Here is an 18,617-nt window from a genome sequence, read left to right on the forward strand (position 1 = left end):
AGCATTCCTGCGTGGCGGAGGTGATGGCCTCAGGCCGGCACACCGCTGTGAAAACGAAAGACCCTGTCCGGCGTGGTGACCAGCTCGGCCTCGCGATCGGTGAAGAAGGCGATGCGCGCGTCGATGGGCGCCGTGGCCAGGCGGCGCGCCAGCATCAGATAGTCCTCGAAATGACGTCCTTCCGACTTAACCAGACTGCGGTAGAACTTGGCAAGTTCAGCGTCAAGGTGCGGGATCAGCCGCGCGAAGCGCTCGCAGCTGCGCGCCTCGATCAGCGCGCCGATGATCAGGATATCGATCAGCCGCTCGGGCTCCTCGGCGCGCACGTGCCGGCGCAGCCCCTCGGCATAGCGCGAGGCGCTGATGTGGCGATAGGCGATGCCCCGCGCCTCCATGAGCTTGACGACCTGCTCGAAGTGCAGCAGCTCCTCCCGGGCGAGCTGGCTCATCTTGGTCAGCAGCAGCGGCTGATCCACGTAACGGTAGAGCAGGCTCATGGCCGTGGATGCCGCCTTCTTCTCGCACTGGGCGTGATCGATCAGCAGCAGTTCGGGGTTCTCCAGCGCCCAGGTCACCCAGGCGTCCGGGGTGGCACAGGGCAGGAAGGCCAGCAGTTCCGGGGGCAGCAGGTCCTGGTGGTCGGGCGCGTCGAGGGTAGCGGTCGAGGGCATCATGGTGTCGGCAGATCGGTGGCGTCGGAAGAGGTCGGGAGGCGCCGGTCGGCGGCGGCCAGCAGGTCACGGGCGATCGCCGCGTGCAGGGCGGCCGCGTCCTGGTGCTCGAGGCCGGCCAGGCCGTAGCGCGAGAGCTCCCGGATGCGGCCGCGGCCCACCCGCAACAGCTCCACGGCGCGGGAGAGCGCCGGCTGCTCCTCGCGGAAGCGGATGCGATGGCGCCGCAGCTGGCTCTCGAGCAGCGCGGCATCCTCGACCACCAGGTAGCGCGCGGCGATCTCGCCCCGCAGCCGGTCGATCCGGGCCAGGCGATCGCGGCGCTCGTCGCCGCCATAGGCCGGCCAGTCGCGGATCTCGTCGTTGGTACGCTGGCAGCCGCGGCAGACCCGGTCACCGAGGGTGGTCGAACAGACGCCGACGCAGGGCGAGACGATGCGCTCTCCCATGTGACCTCCCGTGAACGTTCAGGTGAATGGGCAAACCCTCATGGTACCGCGCGGGGCCTCGCCCTGGCATCCCGAAGTTGCACGCGCCGGCCACCGCCGACCAAAGTTCAAGGCGTCAACCACGGGCTCAACTTAACATTGTCGACAGTTTCCTCTATCATCGCGGCACCGCTGACACCCTGGCCGATCGGGCGGGTCTGACGGACCCGTCTCGTGCCGACGCGTGCCATTCGTCGAGAGCTCGACGCGCATCGCCGGCCCTGGCCACCACTACCGATGAGGGTCCCATCGTGCTTGAAGCCTATCGCCAACATGTCGAGGAGCGCGCCGCCGACGGCGTGCCGCCCAAGCCGCTGAACGCCGAGCAGGTCGCCGCCCTGGTCGAGCTGCTGAAGAATCCGCCGGCCGGCGAGGAGGAGTTCATCCTCGACCTGCTCACCAATCGCGTGCCCCCCGGTGTCGATGAGGCCGCCTACGTCAAGGCCGGCTTCCTCACCGCCATCGCCAAGGGCGAGGCCGAATCGCCGCTGGTCGATCGCATCCACGCGGTCAAGCTGCTGGGCACCATGCAGGGCGGGTACAACATCGTCTCACTGGTCGAGCTGCTGGACGACGACTCGCTGGCCAAGGAAGTGGGCGAACAGCTCAAGCACACCCTGCTGATGTTCGATGCCTTCCACGACGTGGAAGAGCGCGCCAAGGCGGGCAACGCCGTGGCCAAGGAGATCATCCAGTCCTGGGCCGAGGCCGAGTGGTTCCTCGCCAAGCCCAAGCTGGACGAGAAGATCACCCTCACCGTCTTCAAGGTGCCGGGCGAGACCAACACCGACGACCTCTCCCCCGCCCCGGACGCCTGGTCCCGCCCGGACATCCCGCTGCACGCCAACGCCATGCTCAAGAACGAGCGCGACGGCATCGCCCCGGAAGTCCCCGGCACCACCGGTCCGCTGAAGCAGATCGAGGAGGTCAAGGCCAAGGGCTTCCCGGTCGCCTACGTCGGCGACGTGGTCGGCACCGGCTCCTCGCGCAAGTCCGCGACCAACTCCGTGCTGTGGTTCTTCGGCGACGACATCCCCCACGTCCCGAACAAGCGCGCCGGCGGCTTCTGCTTCGGCGGCAAGATCGCCCCGATCTTCTTCAACACCATGGAAGACTCCGGCGCCCTGCCCGTGGAGATGGACGTCGAGAAGCTCGAGATGGGCGACGTGATCGATGTCTATCCCTATGAGGGCAAGGTGTGCAAGCACGGCACCGACGAGGTGCTCACCACCTTCGAGCTCAAGACCCAGCTGCTCCTGGACGAAGTGCGTGCCGGCGGCCGCATCCCGCTGATCATCGGCCGCGGCCTCACCGCCAAGGCGCGCGAGTCCTTGGGCCTCGCCCCCTCCGACGTCTTCCGCCTGCCCGAGCAGCCGGCCGACACCGGCAAGGGCTTCACCCTGGCCCAGAAGATGGTCGGCAAGGCCTGCGGCATGGACGGCGTGCGTCCCGGCATGTACTGCGAGCCGAAGATGACCACCGTGGGCTCCCAGGACACCACCGGCCCGATGACCCGCGACGAGCTCAAGGACCTGGCCTGCCTGGGCTTCCAGGCCGACCTGGTGATGCAGTCCTTCTGCCACACCGCGGCCTACCCGAAGCCGGTGGACGTCGACACCCACCACACCCTGCCCGACTTCATCATGAACCGCGGCGGCGTCTCGCTGCGCCCGGGCGACGGCATCATCCACAGCTGGCTCAACCGCATGCTGCTGCCCGACACCGTGGGCACCGGCGGCGACTCCCACACCCGCTTCCCGCTGGGCATCTCCTTCCCGGCGGGCTCGGGCCTGGTCGCCTTCGCCGCCGCCACCGGCGTGATGCCGCTGGACATGCCGGAGTCCGTGCTGGTGCGCTTCAAGGGCCAGCGCCAGCCGGGCGTCACCTTGCGTGACCTGGTCCACGCCATCCCCTACTACGCGATCCAGCAGGGGCTGCTGACCGTCGAGAAGTCGGGCAAGAAGAACGCCTTCTCCGGTCGCGTGCTGGAGATCGAGGGCCTCGAGGACCTCACCGTCGAGCAGGCCTTCGAGCTCTCCGACGCCTCCGCCGAGCGCTCCGCCGCGGGCTGCACCATCACCCTGGGCGATGACTCCGTCGCCGAGTACCTGAAGTCCAACATCACCCTGCTCAAGTGGATGATCGCCAACGGCTACGGCGACCGCCGTACCATCGAGCGCCGCATCCAGGGCATGGAGGAGTGGCTCGAGAACCCGAGCCTGATGCGCGCCGACAAGGACGCCGAGTACGCCGAGGTCATCGAGATCGACCTCGACCAGCTCAAGGAGCCGGTGCTCTGCGCCCCGAACGATCCAGACGACGCTCGCCTGCTCTCCGAGGTCGCCGGCGAGAAGATCGACGAGGTCTTCATCGGCTCGTGCATGACCAACATCGGTCACTTCCGCGCCGCGGGCAAGCTGCTCGAGAAGCAGCCGGCCGGCAGCCTGAAGACCAAGCTGTGGCTTGCGCCGCCGACCAAGATGGACCAGCACCAGCTGACCGAGGAAGGCTACTACGGCATCTACGGCCGCGCCGGCGCGCGCATGGAGATGCCGGGCTGCTCGCTGTGCATGGGTAACCAGGCGCGCGTCGCCGCCAAGAGCACCGTGGTCTCCACCTCGACCCGCAACTTCCCCAACCGCCTGGGCGACGGCGCCGACGTCTACCTGGCGTCCGCGGAGCTCGCGGCGGTGGCCGCGGTGGAGGGTCGCCTGCCGAGCGTCGACGAGTATCGCCGCTACATGAGCGAGTTCGACGCCATGGCCGGCGAGATCTATCGCTACATGAACTTCCACGAGATCGAGGAGTTCCAGAAGGCCGCCTCCAACGTGATCCCGGTCGCCCAGGAAGCCTGAACGCCGGTGTCGTGAGACCTTAAGCTCGACTCCGATGCTCGCACCATCGAAGGCCGCCGCTCGCGGTGGCCGGAGCCGATGACCGAAGCGCCCCTCACGGGGCGCTTTTTTTGCGTCGGAATACTAACGCCGCTCACAGATCGAAATCGACCTCTGGTTTCTCGCTCTCGGTTTGACGCCTGCGCTCATCGGCCAAGGCAGCCATTCGCACCGGATGAGCTATCGCCTGGCGTAAGCTCAATATCCTGGCATCATTGCCAAAAATGGCGCCGATAACCATCACTTCGCTAACTGGACATTCATCAAGTCCACCGAAAAGCCCCGGTAGCGAATACGTGCTGGCCAGCGAGGAGACAGCCATAACGTCCTGCTCATCAAACCAGGTCGCCCGATTGTCATCAGGCCTCAAATAACCATTCTCCCGAGCCTTCTGCCCCAAACCAAATTGGGTTTGAGATACACGAGCGCGCGCACGCAAACCGCGCATGCAAGTCGCCGCTTTCGGGTCCTGCGGCACCGCCGTTGAAGAGAGTCGACTATCTTGCGCCCATAGCGTCAGCACAATCGATGACTCCTGTTCGGTACCGCTCAGCTGCTCTGGATCGACGGTTGGATAGGTTTCGAGGAGCTTTTGTCTCAATTGCGGCCAGGAAGGCCCCTTACCGGGGGGGAACAGTTTTGTACGAGAGACTGCCGTAACCTTGTCGTCGAGACTTGGAGGTTCGCGGTAAATCGCTACAAGTTCATGACGGTGTGTCGATTCGATCAGCACGCCGTTGTGAAAAGCTGCCCAGTCGTTTATTGGCTCTACTCCCGCCTCGCGCGCGACCCGCTGTCTCGACTCAACGGTGGCCTGATATCGCTGATCGGCCTCGATGGCGTCAGCAAGCCTGTCGACAGCAGAGGTAAAGTCTTCTCCGAGCCTTACCCCCTTAATGGAAAATTCACTCGGGGTTGCGGCATATCCATCCAACTCCGACCTGGCAGAGAGAGCCTGCCCCTCGGCGCCACTCTCTGCCTGTTCCGAGAAAACGTGCCTAAGGCGCACGCTGTTGTCGTTGATGATGGCCTGCCCGCGGCCAGCGTCGAAGAGAATCACTTCTCTGGGCTCATAGCGCAGCGTCATCCTGGCGGCAAGCGTTGCGCCCCTGCCGTATCGGTCGTCCACCCCCGAGATCCGCAGGGCGAGCAGCGCATCGAACGCCAGGTCCTCATCGCTGGCCTGCTGAAACTCGCGGGCCTGCTCCGGCGACATGGGCAGGAAGAGCCCTCGATCTGACGCCTGGGCACTCAACTGGACCGAAAGGGCACGATCGGCTTCGGGTGCGTTATCGCTGAACTCCGGCGAAAGACCGGTGACAGGCCAGCCCTGGCGCTCGAAATCATAGGGGGAAAGCCGAATGCGCGCCTTGATCCAGTGCGCACCGGGTTGCTCGAGCCTCGCCCTGATGCCATCAGCCAGCGCCTGCGCGGCCTCCCTTCGGGCAAAGGCATCCGATCCGGCAAACTGGCGGCTCTCCAGCTGCCGACGAATGATCTCCTCCGGGTCCTGCTCCGCCAGCCTGGCCCCCTGCCAGAGCAGTTCTCCCCGCCACGCCAGCTCGATACGCTCATGAGCAACGGGCATTTGACGCTCGAAAGAGACACCGGCGATGACCGGAGCCTCTTGCCAGGCCTGACTGGGCGAGTAGCGACGCACCACCAGACGCTCGGGGTGTCCTGCCAGCAGCAGCCGCTCCTGGCCGTCCGGCAGCCTCACGATCCTCTCCGCGGTCACGGCGATCTCGACGGCGGCGAAAGGCCGTCCGCCGTCTCTGGATTCGTTGCTGGGCAGTACTTCGTTCACCTCATAGACGCGGGCATCTCGCGGCAGCACCACCGTCGCCTGCTGCATGCCTTGCCGGTGGCCCGCGAGGGGGAGCGAGATGACCTGGAAGTTCTCTACTGGAAGACCGAGTGCCTGGGAGAGTAGGCTGACGTTTCCGTCTCGGCGGCGCTCCTGCAGGAAGTCCTGGAGGCTGCGCTCCCCTTTCGCCAAGCCTTCGTCATAACTTGCCCGAAAGGAGAACGTCAAACCTGTTTCTTCACGGAAAAGATCTGTGGCCGGTAGCTCATCCAGCGCTATTACCTTAGCTCGACTCGCAACTCTCTCTACCTCTTCGTCACTGTCCAGCCACCATGGGCGTTCGAAATCCTCGAGTCTTCGTGTCTCATGGGTATCGCTGGCGTCACTTAGATCCTCGTCGCGATAGCGATAGAGTACTTCGGAAAGGTCACGGCCAGAGCGTACCTCCAGCGCGCCCGTGGGATTCGCCACGTAGCTCAGCAGAGGGTGACCGCGATTATCTTGAGAAACGCTGGCCGTTAGTGTGGCAGGGACAGCCAGAGCAAACCGAGCTCCTCCCAGCCGCTTCACCCACTCCTCGGCCATCGCAGGGCTCACTGGAACAGACTTGGGCCTCAGTGGAGTATCGATAAGCACGCGGGCTCGGTGGCCGCGAACATTCTTGATGGCCTCTCCTCCGCCGCTGAAACAGTTTTCTATCGATTGCTGTTTAATGGGAAAACGCTCGTTCTTGAAGTCATAGTTTTCCATGCTTAAACCACAGATCAGGGTCATATTGGCGGAGGGCGGCTGTGCCTCTCGCTGCAAGGCGGCTCGCGCCTTGCCACGCAGCGCTTCCTGGAGTCGTGCAGCTTCAAACTGATTCATGCGCACCGTATGGGTCAGCATGCCCAGTGACTGTTGCGAAGGGGAAACTTTGACTCCGTTCCTAAACAGCCTCTCGACGCGCTCGAAGCGCGATACATCGATACCCGCGTCGGCGAATGCCTGCCGCACCTCTGCTAAGGTAAGCGGCTGGCTGCCTACAAAACGCTGCTCGAGTTCCGAGCCTAGTGCCTGGTCAGCCACCATTGCGGCCAGCCACTGCCGCTGACGCTCCTGCCAGTCGTCATCGTCTCGCCATTCTCTGGGTAGGTTTCCCCATGATCCAATGCTCACCAAAAGAAGCTTCTCATCGGCGGCCTGATCTCCACGGTTTTGCTGTAGAGCGCTATCTGGAAGATCAAACGGGTCGACGGAAGTCTGCTCGTCGACCATATCGGTACGGTGCGCTTGATTACTGGTAGCCCCTCGCTGCAGTGCGGACTGCAGAGACAACACGAGAGAGCCGCTCGGCTGCCCAGTCTGGCGCATCCCCTGATCGGACTGAAAGTCCCGAATCGCTCCCGCCGTTTTTCTTCCCATCAGCCCGTCCACCGGTCCTGCAGGATAGCCCAGGCGATTGAGCATCTCTTGAACGCGAGCAATGGTTTCCCTCGACTCACCGATCGCGTATGCGGAACGTTGGGAACGGTTGTCCTGGCGCGCTTGGGACGCTCTGGCGCCGGTCATTCGCTGGCCGTCTTGGGCCCGGCGCTGCTGTTGCTCCTGTAGTCGTCGTTGGCGCTGCAGCTCCGCCTGTCGTCTGTAGGCCTCCTGACGCCTAAGCTCTTCTTCTCTCCGCAACGCTTCTTGGCGACGATATGCCTCCTGCCTGCGGGCATTCTCTTCTTGCAAAATGGATCGTCCCACCCCTTCGATCACTCCTCTCAACAAGTCTTGCTGCGCGCGGGCAGGAGATGCCACAGCAACCATGACCACGATGAGATAAATGAAACCTATCGACACCCGTTTACCAAAAACTATTGTAGCGAACATCACCTTCACCCCGCACACTTTATTCTATTTATCACCGAACTACCAAGCTGCTATAGTCGGCACACTTCACGAAAGTCTTGCATTGCCCGCGCCGACCCGGCCAAGCCTGTATTAAAGAAGACTCCGACCCGATCCGAGCTAATCGATAACTCCATACCTTGAGAAAAGAATTGCTTACCCTCTTCACCTAGCATCAACTTCCCGACCAAAGCATTATCAAGTCCTCCAAGGTATTCTGTATCAATGGCATAACGCCCCGTACGCCTGTCGGGCAAGGTAATCCAGACGATAATCGAAGGCTGATGACGCAAGCTTTCATTCAGGGGGACCTCTCCCCCTATCAGCGTAAAGGAAAGAGCCTCCTGACCGCTGAAGCATCCCAAGATCAGCGACTTCTCATCGCTTTTCGCCTGATAGAATACGCGATCATCTTGCGTTTCTGGCAACAAACTCCAGTCATCGGCCCACAAAGGAAGCGACAGAAGCAGGATACTAATCCCGTATATAGTATTGTTTTTCATATACTTTTTCCTCAATCATCGTTTATCAGCTGCATAATTTTTCAAACTCTCCACCCCTCTGGTCTCTTCATCATTTGAAAGCTCATCACCACTAGCACTAGAGACTTAAGACCCATCCATTAATTATTCAAAGGATCACAATGGGAAACAAAGGCGATATCAAAAAGCCAGAAAAACAAAATACTACTCCCATCAACGACCGATGCATCAGAAAGATAAAGCGAAAACAAACCGCAAAACAATATCTCTAAACAAACGGTAGACACGGCTCGTTTATTGTCAACCCACACCAACCATAAGCCCGACCTGAAAAAACTGTGGCTAATATTCTTCAGTTAATTCAGAGCGTTCTTCCACCCCCCCCCTGCTTCCCTCCCTGCTTCCCTCCCTGCTTCCAAAGGACCAGCTGTCAGGCGTGATAGCTTCTCTCCTATGGCTTCGCTCCCGAAGAATCCCGCCAGAGTTGGGCGTGAATTCAGGACAACGGCTACGCCATGCAGCTTTGAAAACTCCTTGACAACATCTGGACTGATCGAAGGACGCGAAGATAGCCCTGTCGCCCAGGAAGCCTGAACGCCGGCGTCGTGAGACCTTAAGCTCGACTCCGATGCTCGCACCATCGAAGGCCGCCGCTCGCGGCGGCCGGAGCCGATGACCGAAGCGCCCCTCTGGGGAGCTTTTTTTGTGCGCCTCTTCCCCGCCGCCTTCTCGGCGTCTGCCACCAAAGGGGACCTGTCGTCGCGCCCCGGGCATGGCATCATCGGCACTCGTCAACCGGATCGACCCCAGGAGCCATCATCGTGAGCCAGATCGTTACCCCCGATATCTGCGACGCCTACCCCGACGTCCAGGTGCTCGAGCCGCTGTTCGTCAACGTCGGCGGCCAGGAGGCCTTCTGCGGCCCGGTCCGCACCGTGAAGTGCTTCGAGGACAACTCCCGGGTCAAGGAGGCCGTGGCCGAGCCCGGCGACGGCGCCGTGCTGGTGGTGGACGCCGGCGGCTCGACCCGCTGTGCCATGCTCGGCGACATGCTGGCCGAACAGGCCGCCGGCAACGGCTGGGCCGGGGTGGTGATGTACGGCTGCGTGCGCGACGTCGACGTCCTGGCCGAGACCGACCTCGGCATCCAGGCGCTGGGCGCCCATCCGCGCAAGAGCGAGAAGCGCGGCGAGGGCCAACGCGACCTGCCGGTGACCTTCGCCGGGGTGACGATCGCGCCGGGCCAGTGGCTCTATGCCGACAACAACGGCATCCTGATCGCCGACGAGCGGCTGGACCTCGCGCGCTGACCCGCGCCGCCCCGCCAGGCCCCCGCGGGCGTCCGCGGGCGTCCGCGGGGCGCCTCGCCCCTTCCCCGGGAGCCGGGAGACCGCGCGGCCCCTTTCCTTGCCCGAGCGGGAGGCGCGATGCCACCCTGAGCGCATCGCCACCACCCGCGAGCGTCCATGCAGCCCCTGTCACGCCTGAGCGGCGACGTGCTGCGCACCCTGCGCGAGCACCTGCGCCCGCTGATCGCCTACCACCTCTTCTTCACCCTGCTGGCCTCGAGCCTGCTGCTGCCGGCCGCGGGCTGGACGCTGTCGAGCCTGCTCGGCGAGTTCGGCCGGCCGGTGATCACCAATGCCGAGCTGATCGCCCTGCTGATGAGCCCGGCGGGCCTGCTGTGGCTCCTGGCGGCGCTGGGCCTGACCTTCCTGGTGCTCTACCTGCAGCAGTCGGGGATGATCCTCGTCGCCGTGCGGCCCCACGGCCGCCACGTGCGCCTGGCCTTCGAGGCGCTCTGGGCGACCCTGCGCCGCCTGCCGGCGATCGGTGGGCTGGTCGTGCTGCAGGTCGGCACCCAGCTGCTGCTGCTGCTGCCCCCGGCTCTGGCCATCGCCGGGCTGCACGAGCTCTTCCTCGGGGCGCTGGACCCCTACTTCGTGCAGCGCGTGCGGCCCCCGGCCTTCTGGGCCTTCGTCGCCAGCGCGCTGGTGCCGGCACTCGCCTGGGCACTGCTCGCGGGCGGACTCTACGTGCGCTGGCACCTGGCGCTGGCGGTGCTGACCCTGGAGGGGCGGTCGCCCCGGGCGGCGTTGGCCCGCAGCGCACGCCTGACCCGTGGCGAGGGGCGCCACATCGCCGCGGCGGTGCTGCTGTTGCTGGTCGGTATCGTCGGCCTGCCACTGCTCGCCACCGCGCTGTTCGACCGGGTGGTCACGCCGCTGCTGTGGTGGCTGCCCGAGCGCAATACGGTGCTGGTACCGGCCATGCTCGCCTACCTCACCGCCTACCTGCTCATCACCCTGGCCATCGCCTTCGGCGGCATCGCCGCCAATGCTCTGCAGGCGACCTGCCTCTACCTGCGCCTGGCCCATCGCGAGCCGCGCCCCGAGCCGCCCCCGCCGGGCAGTCATCCCCACCGCCTGGCCTGGGCCGTGGAGCTCGCGGTGCTGCTCTTCGCCATCGGCCAGGCCTGGATGATCGTCCACCGCTTCGAGATCCGCGACGAGGTCGAGATCATCGCCCACCGCGGCAGCTCACTGAAGGCGCCGGAGAACACCCTGGCGGCGCTGGACCAGGCCATCCGCGACGGCGCCGACGGCATCGAGATCGACGTGCGCCTGACCGCCGACGACCAGGTCGTCCTCTATCACGACGAGAGCCTCCAGCGGCTGACCGGTGACGAACGCCCCCTGGGCAGCCTGCCCCGGGGGGCCCTGGCGGCCTTCGATGTCGGACGCTGGTTCGACCCCGCCTTCACCGGCGAGCGAATCCCGGGGCTCGACGAGGCGCTGGCCCTGACCCGCGGGCGCGCCTGGCTGCTGATCGAGCTCAAGCCCGACCCCGGGCGCGAGCTCGACCTGGTCGAGGCGGTGCTCGACGACTTGCGAAAGGAACGGGAAGCGCGCCACGCCTGCCGGGCAGCGGCCGAGGACCGGATCAACGCCTTGGCCTGCGGCGAGCCCGATGTCATGGGAGAGATGCGCGTGGCCACCCGCTCGCCCTGGCTGCTGCGCGAGGTGGCGCGGCGCGAGCCGCGCCTGGGCACCACCCTGCTGGCCCAGCTGGTGCTGTCGGGCAGCCTGGAGCGTCGCGGCTTCGATGGCCTGGCGCTGCGCCACAATCGCATCGACGAGGAGGAGATCCGCCTGGCGGGCCACTACGGCTACGCCCTGCACGCCTGGACCCTCAACGACCGCGACGCCATGTCGCGCCTGATCGACCTGGGGGTGGATGGCATCATCACCGACCGCCCGGCCCGGCTGGCGGGGCTGATCGCAGAGCGTCGGCGCCTGGGGGACGGCGCCCTGATGCTGGTCAAGCTGCGTAACTGGCTGAGGAGCTAGCCGTCCGATCAGTCACGACAGCGCCAGGCGGCCAGCAGACTCACCGCGGCCAGGGCCAGCAGCCCGGCGGCGCCGACACCGAGGATCTCGACGAGGCGATGGAACCCCCCCGGGGCCTCGTGGGGGCGGAAGGTCATGCTGTCAGTCACGACAGCGCAAGGCGGCCAGCAGACTCACCGCGGCCAGGGCCAGCAGCCCGGCGGCGCCGACACCGAGGATCTCGACGAGGCGATGGCCTCCCCGGGGCCTCGTGGGGGCGGAAGGTCATGCTGTCAGTCACGACAGCGCCAGGCGGCCAGCAGACTCACCGCGGCCAGGGCCAGCAGCCCGGCGGCGCCGACACCGAGGATCTCGACGAGGCGATGGAACCCCCCCGGGGCCTCGTGGGGGCGGAAGGTCATGCCGTACTCTGCCAGGCGGCTGCCACCGTAGAGCAGCAGGGCCAGGAGCCCCAGCGGCAGCGACGAGCGCCGCCGGGCCAGCCAGCGGGTCAGCCGCCAGGGCTCGGACGGGGCCTTGGCGGTTCGGCCACGACTCGAGGCCTTGGTCGGGGCCTTGTTCGAGGCCTTGCTCGAGGTCTTGGGGGCCGGCTTGGGAGAGGCCTTGGCGCGATTCGCCGTCCGTCGCGCCGGCTGCCGAGACGCTCTGCCGCCCCCACCGGGCAGCCGGCGGGCCAGCCAGCGCCCGGTGACGACCAGCCCCCAGCCCAGGGTGAAGCAGACCGAGAGCGCGAGCGCCCCCATCACCAGCAAGTATGTCATTGCGATCGATGTCCGAGTGAGCTCTTCAGGGGGCGCCATCTTGCCAAATTCTCGCCGTCCTGTGGGGCGACATCGCTCAGGGCACGACGATCACCGGGATCGGCAGCCGCGCCAGCAGGTCGGGGTCCTGCTCGGCCAGCCGCGCGAGCCGCGGGCGATGCAGCAGCAGTGCCCCGCTGGTCGTGCGCCGCAGCCGCGCCTCGAGCTCCCGGGCATCGGTCTCCTCGAGGACCTCCACGCCATCGAACAGCCGCGCCAGGAGGTCGGGGACCTCCGGGGCGGCGGGCGGATCGCGCAGGGTGCGCAGCGGCCCGCGCGCCAGCGGCAGCCGCTCGTCCCAGATGACCACCGTGCAGGGCGCCGACAGCATCAGGGCGCGGCTGGTGGAGCCCAGCCGCACGCCCCAGTGCCCCGAGAAGCCGGCCTTGCCCAGCACCAGCACGTCCCCCGGCCCGGCCAGGGCCTGCGCCTCGCTGACGACCCCGCCGCGACTGACCCTGAGCTCGTGGCGCAGCTCCCGCCCGGCCACCGCGACCTCCAGCGCCTCGGTGACGCGGCGCGCCTGGCGCGCCTGACCGGCCAGCAGCGCCTCCCGGCTGAGTCGGCGCACCCGCCCGGAGACCGCCCCGATCTCCCGGGCGAAGGGGAAGCCGGCGCTGCTGACGAGCTCCTGGTCCTCGACGAACAGCGCCACCAGCTCCGCGTGGCGCGCCGCCGCGAGCTCCACCGCGGCGCCGAGGGCGGCCAGGCTGTGACGCGAGGCGTCGAGCAGGGTCAGGACCCGCACGACTCGGACATCTCTGCCGGACGCCCCGGCGCCCGGGGCGTCGCCCGGTGGCGGTTCCAGCCGGTCAGGAGGCATCACCGTCACCCTCCTCGTCGCTGTCGTTGCCGGTCGCGCCGTCGGCGGGGCCGTGCTCCGCCCGGCGAGCCTGCTTCACCGCCTCGCGGAACTGCGCGAGGCGCTCGGCCACCCGCGCCTCGAGGCTGCCCTCGGGGAAGCGACCCTCGGCGTCGGCCTCGCCGATGGGCAGCCCGGTCAGCAGCGACAGGGCCTCGTCCACCCGGGAGATCGCGAAGACCCGGAACTGCCCCCGCTCGATGGCCTCGCGCACCTCGCCCTTGAGCATCAGGTGCTCGACGTTGGTGCGCGGCAGGATCACCGCCTGCCCCGAGAGTGGGCCGCGCGAGCGGCAGACGTCGAAGAACCCCTCGATCTTCTCGTTGACGCCGCCCACCGCCTGGACCCGGCCCTGCTGGTCGATGGAGCCGGTCACGGCGAAGGCCTGGTCGAGCCCCACTCCCGCGATGGCCGAGACCAGGGCGCAGGCCTCGGCCACCGAGGCGCTGTCGCCCTCGACGCCGCCGTAGGACTGCTCGAAGGCGAGGCTCGCCGAGAGCGACAGCGGCTCGAGGGCGGCGTAGCGGCTGGCCAGGTAGCGGGAGAGGATCATCACCGCCTTGGCATGGATCCGCCCCCCGGTGCGCGCCTCGCGCTCGATGTCGACCACCCGGCCCTCGCCGGGTCGCGCCGTGGCGGTGATGCGCGAGGGCTGGCCGAAGGCCATCTCGCCGAGCTGCACGACCGACAGGCCGTTGACCTGGCCGACCACCCGCCCCTCGGTGGCGACCATCAGGGTGCCGCGGGTGAAGAGCTCGTGGCTACGCTCGCGCAGGCGCCCCGCCCGCCACAGCTGCTGGGCCACCGCCCGCTCGACGTGGCCCCGGCCGATCACCCGGTCCCCCGCCTCGCCGGCCCAGTGATCGGCCTCCAGCAGCAGGTCGTGGAGGTCGCGGTGGCGCGCCGAGAGCTTGCGCTGGTCGTCGGCCAGGCGGCTGGCGCGCTCGACCACCGCCGCCACGCCCTCCCGATCCAGGGGCCGCAGCGCCGCGGTGCGCGCCAGGGTCGCCACCATGCGGGCGTAGAAGGCCTCGTGCTCGGGGTCACGATCGAACGCGTCCTCGAGGTCGGCCTGCACCTTGAAGAGCTCCAGGAACTCCGGGTCGTGCTCGCAGAGCAGGTAGTAGAGCAGCCGTTCGCCGAGCAGCACGATCTTGACGTCCAGGGGGATCGGCTGCGGCTCCAGGGTCACGGTGCTGATCAGGCCGTAGGCCTGCTCGAGGGACTCGGTGCGAATCTCGCCGGCCCGGAGCACCCGCTTGAGGGTCTCCCAGGCGCCGGGCTGGGTGAGCACGCCGCGCACGTCGAGCACCAGGTAGCCGCCGTTGGCGCGATGCAGGGCGCCGGGGCGGATCAGCAGGAAATCGGTGACCAGGGTGCCGTTGTGCACCTGGTGCTCGATGCGCCCCACCAGGTGCTGATGGGTGGGCAGGTCCTGGTGGACCACCGGCGCCCCCTGGGCCTCGGCGTTGTCCACCAGCAGGTTGATCTGGAAGCGGCTGAACACGGCCTCCGCCGGGATATCGGCGTCCTCGTCGGTGAAGGAGTCGGCGTTGAAGAGGATCGCCTCGCGGATCGCCTCGAGGTGGGTGATGACGCCCGACTGATCGGCGTAACGCTCCTTGAGCTCGTCCAGCGGTGAGCCGATGGCCGATTCGAGCATCTCCGCGTTGAGCTCGTTGGCCTGCTGGCGAAGCTGCTTGGCGAGGCGCGGCATCTGGCGGATCGCCTGGGTGAGCTGACGCTGCAGTGCCTCGATTTTCTGCTCGATGCGCTGGCGCTCCTCGGGCGGGAGCTTCTCGAAGGCCTCGGGCGCCATCATCGTGTCGCCATCGGCCGGCGCGAAGGTAAAGCCGTTGGGGGTGGAGAGCAGCAGGATGCCGTGCTCCCGGGCCTCGCGCCGCACGGCCTCGACGGCATCGCGCTGGCGCTCGCCCATGGCCTGCTTCAGCTCGTGGAGGCGGTTCTGGTACTCCTCGCTCTCGAAGACCGCGGGGATGGCGCTGCGCAGCTCCTCGATCAGGCCGTCCAGGTCCTCGCGCAGCGCGCGTCCCATGCCCGCCGGCAGGGCGAGGGCCAGCGGCACGGAGGGGTCCTCGAAGTTGTAGCGATAGCACCAGTCGCCGGGCGCCGGGCCGCGCTGGGCCTGCTCGGCGAGAAAGCGCCCCACCAGGCTCTCCCGGTCGTGTCCGGGGGTGCCCAGCACGAAGAGGTTGAAGCCGTCGCTGCGCATGGCGGTGCCGAAATTCAGCGCGTCCCGGGCCCGTTCGTGCCCGCTCAGCAGGTCCAGCGACTCGAGCTCGCTGGTGATCTCGAAGGCGAAGGCCTCGGTGGCACAGCGTCGATAGACCTGGGTGACCTCCAGGGGCTCCAGCATGACCGTCCTCCTCTCTCCTTATTCTCTCCCTCTCTCCCTCTCTTCCTCTCTCCCTCTCGGCCCTCGAGCGACTCGCCCGTTCGCGGGTCGCTCAGCGCAGGATGTCGCGGATCACTTCAAAGATGATGTCGTTGGTGATATCGACCAGCACGGCATCGGCGCCCACGCGGCGCCACTCGTACCCCTCGTAGTGTGGCAGCTCGCGGCGCGGCGACGAGCGCGAGCCCCAGGGCAGCGGCGAACGCCAGCGCCGAGGCGTGACCGGTACGTGTCATGACGACCTCCTTGAAGAGGAAACGTACTCGCAGTCTAGTCAGACAACGGGCAGGGCAGGTGCAACAACGGCTTCGTCTTGACGCCAGAACAGGTATCATGGGTATCCGAATCGCTACCCCCCTGCTGGAGATGTTTGAGATGACCTTGCGTACGCTGCTCGCTTCCACCGGCCTGCTGCTCGGCGCCGTGAGTCCCCTGGCCCAGGCCGATGCCCTGCGCCTGGGCATCGGCGAGTGGGCCACCGGCCAGGCCAGCACCTACGTGCTCAAGGCGGTCCTCGAGGACGCCGGACACGAGGTGGAGGTCCGCTCGGTGAGCCTGGCCGCGATCTGGCAGGGGCTCTCCGTCGGCGAGCTGGACGCCTTCACCGGCGCCTGGCTGCCGGTCACCCAGGCCCCCTACTACGAGGCCGCGGGTGACGCCATCGACGACCTCGGCCCCAACCTCACCGATGCCCGCGTCGGCCTGGCCGTGCCCGACTATGCCGAGGCGACCTCGATCGCCGACCTGGCCGCGGCCGGCGATGCCTTCGGCGAGCGTATCCACGGTATCGATCCGGGCGCCGGCATCATGGCCCTGACCGAGCGGGCCATGGGCGCCTACGGTCTCGATGAGTGGCGCCTGATCGCCGGCAGCGACGCGGCCATGAGCAAGACCCTGGCGTCCGCGATGGGCCGCCAGGAGCCGATCGTGGTCACCGCCTGGGCCCCGCATCCGGTCTTCTCGTCACGGTCGCTGCGCTATCTGGAGGACCCCCAGGGCCTCTACTCCCGGGACGAGCGCATCCACACCGTGACGCGTCAGGGCCTCGCCGAGGAACAGCCGGAAGTCACCGCGATCCTGGATCGCTTCGCCTGGAGCGCCGACGACGTACAGGGGCTGATGGCCGCCAACCAGGCCAACGGCGACTACGAGGCCAACGCCCGCGCCTGGGTCGAGGCGCACCCGGAGCTGGTCGCCCGCTGGCTGGGCGAGGCCGAGGGCGACGGCGCCCAGCCCGACTGACGCGACGCCAGCCCGGCACTGAACGACGGCGCCCGGCCAGTGGCCGGGCGCCGTCGTATCGCAGGGGGTTAGGCCGGGGCCGTCTTCAGGGAGAGCGCATCAGGGCCGCGAGGCCCGCCGGCGTGTCGACGTCGCGATGCACGCCGCCATCGTCGACCTCGATCTCCCGACAGGCCCCGGGATGGTCGAGGATCAGGCCGCGGGCCCCCGCGACGCCGTCCAGCCGGGCCAGGCGCGGCCAGAAGGCCCGGCCGAAGAGCACCGGATGACCGGCACGGCCGGCATGGCGGGGCCGCACGATGCGCCCCGGCGCGGCGTGTGCCGCCAGGCGCCGACAGGTTGCGGGCGCGATGGCGGGCATGTCGCCGAGCCATACCGCCGCGGCCTCGATGCCCTCCAGGCCGGGAGCGTCGAGCAGCCGCGTGAAGGCATCGCCGAGGCTCGCCCCGAGCCCCGCATCGGCCCGCGAGGCGACCAGCAGCCCGGGGGCCCCGGGGCCGGCGTCGAGACCCAGCGTGGCGAGCCCCTCGCCATCCCGCACCACCAGCAGGCGGCGCGACGACAGGGCCCGGCTCGCCGCGAGGCTCGCCGCCAGCAGGGTGCGGCCATCCGCCAGGCGCGCCAGGCGCTTGTCGGCGGGCCCGAAGCGGCGCGAGCGCCCCGCCGCCATCACCAGGATGACGACACGCTCGGTATCGGCCGCCGGGGTCACAGCGCGTCCCGCCCCTGGCCGCGACGCACCCGCACGATATCGGCCATCACCGCCAGGGCGATCTCCGCCGGGGTCTTGCTGCCGAGCCCAAGGCCGATCGGCATCTGGATGCGCGCCAGCTCGGCCTCGGTCAGGCCGCCGCTGCGCCGCAGGCGTTCGGCCCGGGCCGCCGAGGTCTTCCGCGAGCCCATCACGCCGATGTAGAAGGCCTCGGTGCGGACCGCCTCGATCATCGCCAGGTCGTCGATGCGCGGGTCGTGGGTCAGCGCCACGACCGCGGTGGCGGCGTGACAGCCGCCACCGGCGATGAAGGCCGAGGGCAGGTTCACCACCCGCTCCACGCCGGGCACCGTCAGTCCATCCAGCGCCTCGGCACGAGGGTCGCAGAGCATCACCTCGAAGCCGAGGCGCTGGGCGAACTCGGCGCAGGCCTCGGCCACCGGCGACATGCCCGCCAGCACCAGCCGGGCCACGGGCCCGACACGCAGCCGAACCGTCCCCGCCGCCTCGTCGCCCGCCGGCGGCCAGACCACCCGATCGCCGAGGCCGCTATCGTCCTCGAGGGTGAGCGCGCCGCTCGCCAGGTCGACCTGGCGAATCCTCGGGCGCTGGCCGGTCAGGGCACGCTCCAGGGCCGCCAGGTGCGCGAGGGTCGCGGGCCCCGGCTCAAGCCGCTCCACCAGCACCTCGAGGATGCCGCCGCAGGGCAGCGTGACGCGGGGGCCGTTCAGGGCCTCCTCGGCCTCGCCGTAGCGCACCCGCTGTACCGGCGCCTCGAAGGCGCCCTCGGCCAGACGGTCGAGGAAATCTTCCTCGACGCAGCCGCCGGACAGCGAGCCGACATGTTCCCCGTCGCGCCGGGCCACCAGCCAGGCCCCCGGCTCCCGAGGCGAGGAGCCGAAGGTCGAGAGCACCGTGCAGAGCCACAGCGTCTCCCCCGCCCGCGCCCAGGCGAGCGCCTGGCGGATCACCGTCAGATCAAGGTATTGCATGGTAGGTCTCACTCGACAGGCCCCGC

At 67.7% G+C, this 18,617-nt stretch carries 15 protein-coding genes; 4 read left to right on the forward strand and 11 right to left on the reverse strand.

The window, feature by feature from the left end:
* Positions 1 to 29 precede the first annotated feature (29 nt).
* Positions 30 to 671, reverse strand: coding sequence for a tRNA-(ms[2]io[6]A)-hydroxylase (locus tag FIU83_RS09455; RefSeq protein ID WP_152485314.1), 642 nt, complete (start codon positions 669 to 671; stop codon positions 30 to 32).
* Positions 671 to 1,120 carry a DUF1289 domain-containing protein gene (locus tag FIU83_RS09460; protein ID WP_152483827.1) on the reverse strand — a complete coding sequence of 150 codons (450 nt, stop codon included), beginning with the start codon at positions 1,118 to 1,120 and terminating at the stop codon, positions 671 to 673. The genes FIU83_RS09455 and FIU83_RS09460 overlap by 1 nt, the downstream gene beginning before the upstream one ends.
* A gap of 290 nt (positions 1,121 to 1,410) precedes the next feature.
* Here FIU83_RS09460 and acnB point away from each other — a divergent pair, with 290 nt between their 5' ends.
* A complete protein-coding gene (gene acnB / locus FIU83_RS09465; protein WP_152483828.1) occupies positions 1,411 to 4,014 on the forward strand; it encodes a bifunctional aconitate hydratase 2/2-methylisocitrate dehydratase in 2,604 nt (867 codons plus the stop codon).
* 133 nt (positions 4,015 to 4,147) lie between these two features.
* Here the strand turns inward: acnB and FIU83_RS09470 are convergent, their stop codons facing one another.
* A complete protein-coding gene (locus FIU83_RS09470) occupies positions 4,148 to 7,717 on the reverse strand; it encodes a peptidoglycan-binding domain-containing protein (protein ID WP_172976065.1) in 3,570 nt (1,189 codons plus the stop codon).
* A 50-nt stretch (positions 7,718 to 7,767) separates the two neighbouring features.
* Positions 7,768 to 8,238 (reverse strand): hypothetical protein, encoded by a 471-nt coding sequence (locus FIU83_RS09475; RefSeq protein ID WP_152483830.1) that lies wholly within the window; start codon positions 8,236 to 8,238, stop codon positions 7,768 to 7,770.
* 800 nt (positions 8,239 to 9,038) lie between these two features.
* Between FIU83_RS09475 and rraA the strand changes: the two genes are divergently transcribed.
* Both rraA and FIU83_RS09485 read left to right on the forward strand, forming a co-directional pair.
* On the forward strand, positions 9,039 to 9,527 hold the full coding sequence (rraA, locus tag FIU83_RS09480) for a ribonuclease E activity regulator RraA (RefSeq protein WP_172976066.1): 489 nt from the start codon (positions 9,039 to 9,041) through the stop codon (positions 9,525 to 9,527).
* Between the two features lie 156 nt (positions 9,528 to 9,683).
* Entirely contained in the window at positions 9,684 to 11,567 is a 1,884-nt protein-coding gene (locus FIU83_RS09485; RefSeq protein WP_152483832.1) for a glycerophosphodiester phosphodiesterase family protein, read from the forward strand.
* Between the two features lie 8 nt (positions 11,568 to 11,575).
* On the opposite strand, the gene FIU83_RS17705 is transcribed toward FIU83_RS09485, so the two are convergent.
* From FIU83_RS17705 to FIU83_RS17765, 5 genes are all read right to left on the reverse strand, one after another.
* Positions 11,576 to 11,704 carry a hypothetical protein gene (locus FIU83_RS17705; RefSeq protein WP_301538556.1) on the reverse strand — a complete coding sequence of 43 codons (129 nt, stop codon included), beginning with the start codon at positions 11,702 to 11,704 and terminating at the stop codon, positions 11,576 to 11,578.
* Between the two features lie 135 nt (positions 11,705 to 11,839).
* The gene (locus FIU83_RS17465; RefSeq protein ID WP_172976067.1) at positions 11,840 to 12,328 is read right to left on the reverse strand and encodes a hypothetical protein; all 489 of its coding nucleotides are present in this window, start codon (positions 12,326 to 12,328) and stop codon (positions 11,840 to 11,842) included.
* 76 nt (positions 12,329 to 12,404) lie between these two features.
* Positions 12,405 to 13,190 carry a universal stress protein gene (locus FIU83_RS09490; protein WP_253939592.1) on the reverse strand — a complete coding sequence of 262 codons (786 nt, stop codon included), beginning with the start codon at positions 13,188 to 13,190 and terminating at the stop codon, positions 12,405 to 12,407.
* Entirely contained in the window at positions 13,180 to 15,606 is a 2,427-nt protein-coding gene (locus tag FIU83_RS09495; RefSeq protein WP_152483834.1) for a Lon protease family protein, read from the reverse strand. The genes FIU83_RS09490 and FIU83_RS09495 overlap by 11 nt, the downstream gene beginning before the upstream one ends.
* A gap of 91 nt (positions 15,607 to 15,697) precedes the next feature.
* The gene (locus FIU83_RS17765) at positions 15,698 to 15,841 is read right to left on the reverse strand and encodes an RcnB family protein (RefSeq protein WP_152485315.1); all 144 of its coding nucleotides are present in this window, start codon (positions 15,839 to 15,841) and stop codon (positions 15,698 to 15,700) included.
* A 179-nt stretch (positions 15,842 to 16,020) separates the two neighbouring features.
* Between FIU83_RS17765 and FIU83_RS09505 the strand changes: the two genes are divergently transcribed.
* The gene (locus tag FIU83_RS09505; RefSeq protein ID WP_172976068.1) at positions 16,021 to 16,887 is read left to right on the forward strand and encodes a glycine betaine ABC transporter substrate-binding protein; all 867 of its coding nucleotides are present in this window, start codon (positions 16,021 to 16,023) and stop codon (positions 16,885 to 16,887) included.
* An 85-nt stretch (positions 16,888 to 16,972) separates the two neighbouring features.
* Here FIU83_RS09505 and FIU83_RS09510 read toward each other — a convergent pair whose 3' ends face one another.
* Positions 16,973 to 17,599, reverse strand: a complete 627-nt coding sequence (locus FIU83_RS09510) for an NTP transferase domain-containing protein (RefSeq protein ID WP_253939423.1) — start codon at positions 17,597 to 17,599, stop codon at positions 16,973 to 16,975.
* Positions 17,596 to 18,591 carry an XdhC family protein gene (locus FIU83_RS09515; protein WP_152483836.1) on the reverse strand — a complete coding sequence of 332 codons (996 nt, stop codon included), beginning with the start codon at positions 18,589 to 18,591 and terminating at the stop codon, positions 17,596 to 17,598. The genes FIU83_RS09510 and FIU83_RS09515 overlap by 4 nt, the downstream gene beginning before the upstream one ends.
* Between the last annotated feature and the right edge of the window lie 26 nt (positions 18,592 to 18,617).

Origin of the sequence: Halomonas sp. THAF5a (genome assembly GCF_009363755.1) — a bacterium.
Lineage (GTDB): Bacteria > Pseudomonadota > Gammaproteobacteria > Pseudomonadales > Halomonadaceae > Halomonas.

Coding starts and splice junctions, on each gene's coding strand:
- FIU83_RS09515 (WP_152483836.1), bottom strand. CDS start 18,591: ATGCAATACCTTGATCTGACGGTGATCCGCCAGGCGCTCGCCTGGGCG.
- FIU83_RS09470 (WP_172976065.1), bottom strand. CDS start 7,717: ATGTTCGCTACAATAGTTTTTGGTAAACGGGTGTCGATAGGTTTCATT.
- FIU83_RS09485 (WP_152483832.1), top strand. CDS start 9,684: ATGCAGCCCCTGTCACGCCTGAGCGGCGACGTGCTGCGCACCCTGCGC.
- FIU83_RS09495 (WP_152483834.1), bottom strand. CDS start 15,606: ATGCTGGAGCCCCTGGAGGTCACCCAGGTCTATCGACGCTGTGCCACC.
- FIU83_RS17465 (WP_172976067.1), bottom strand. CDS start 12,328: ATGACATACTTGCTGGTGATGGGGGCGCTCGCGCTCTCGGTCTGCTTC.
- FIU83_RS09460 (WP_152483827.1), bottom strand. CDS start 1,120: ATGGGAGAGCGCATCGTCTCGCCCTGCGTCGGCGTCTGTTCGACCACC.
- FIU83_RS09490 (WP_253939592.1), bottom strand. CDS start 13,190: ATGCCTCCTGACCGGCTGGAACCGCCACCGGGCGACGCCCCGGGCGCC.
- FIU83_RS09475 (WP_152483830.1), bottom strand. CDS start 8,238: ATGAAAAACAATACTATATACGGGATTAGTATCCTGCTTCTGTCGCTT.
- FIU83_RS09505 (WP_172976068.1), top strand. CDS start 16,021: ATGACCTTGCGTACGCTGCTCGCTTCCACCGGCCTGCTGCTCGGCGCC.
- FIU83_RS09455 (WP_152485314.1), bottom strand. CDS start 671: ATGCCCTCGACCGCTACCCTCGACGCGCCCGACCACCAGGACCTGCTG.
- FIU83_RS17705 (WP_301538556.1), bottom strand. CDS start 11,704: ATGACCTTCCGCCCCCACGAGGCCCCGGGGGGGTTCCATCGCCTCGTC.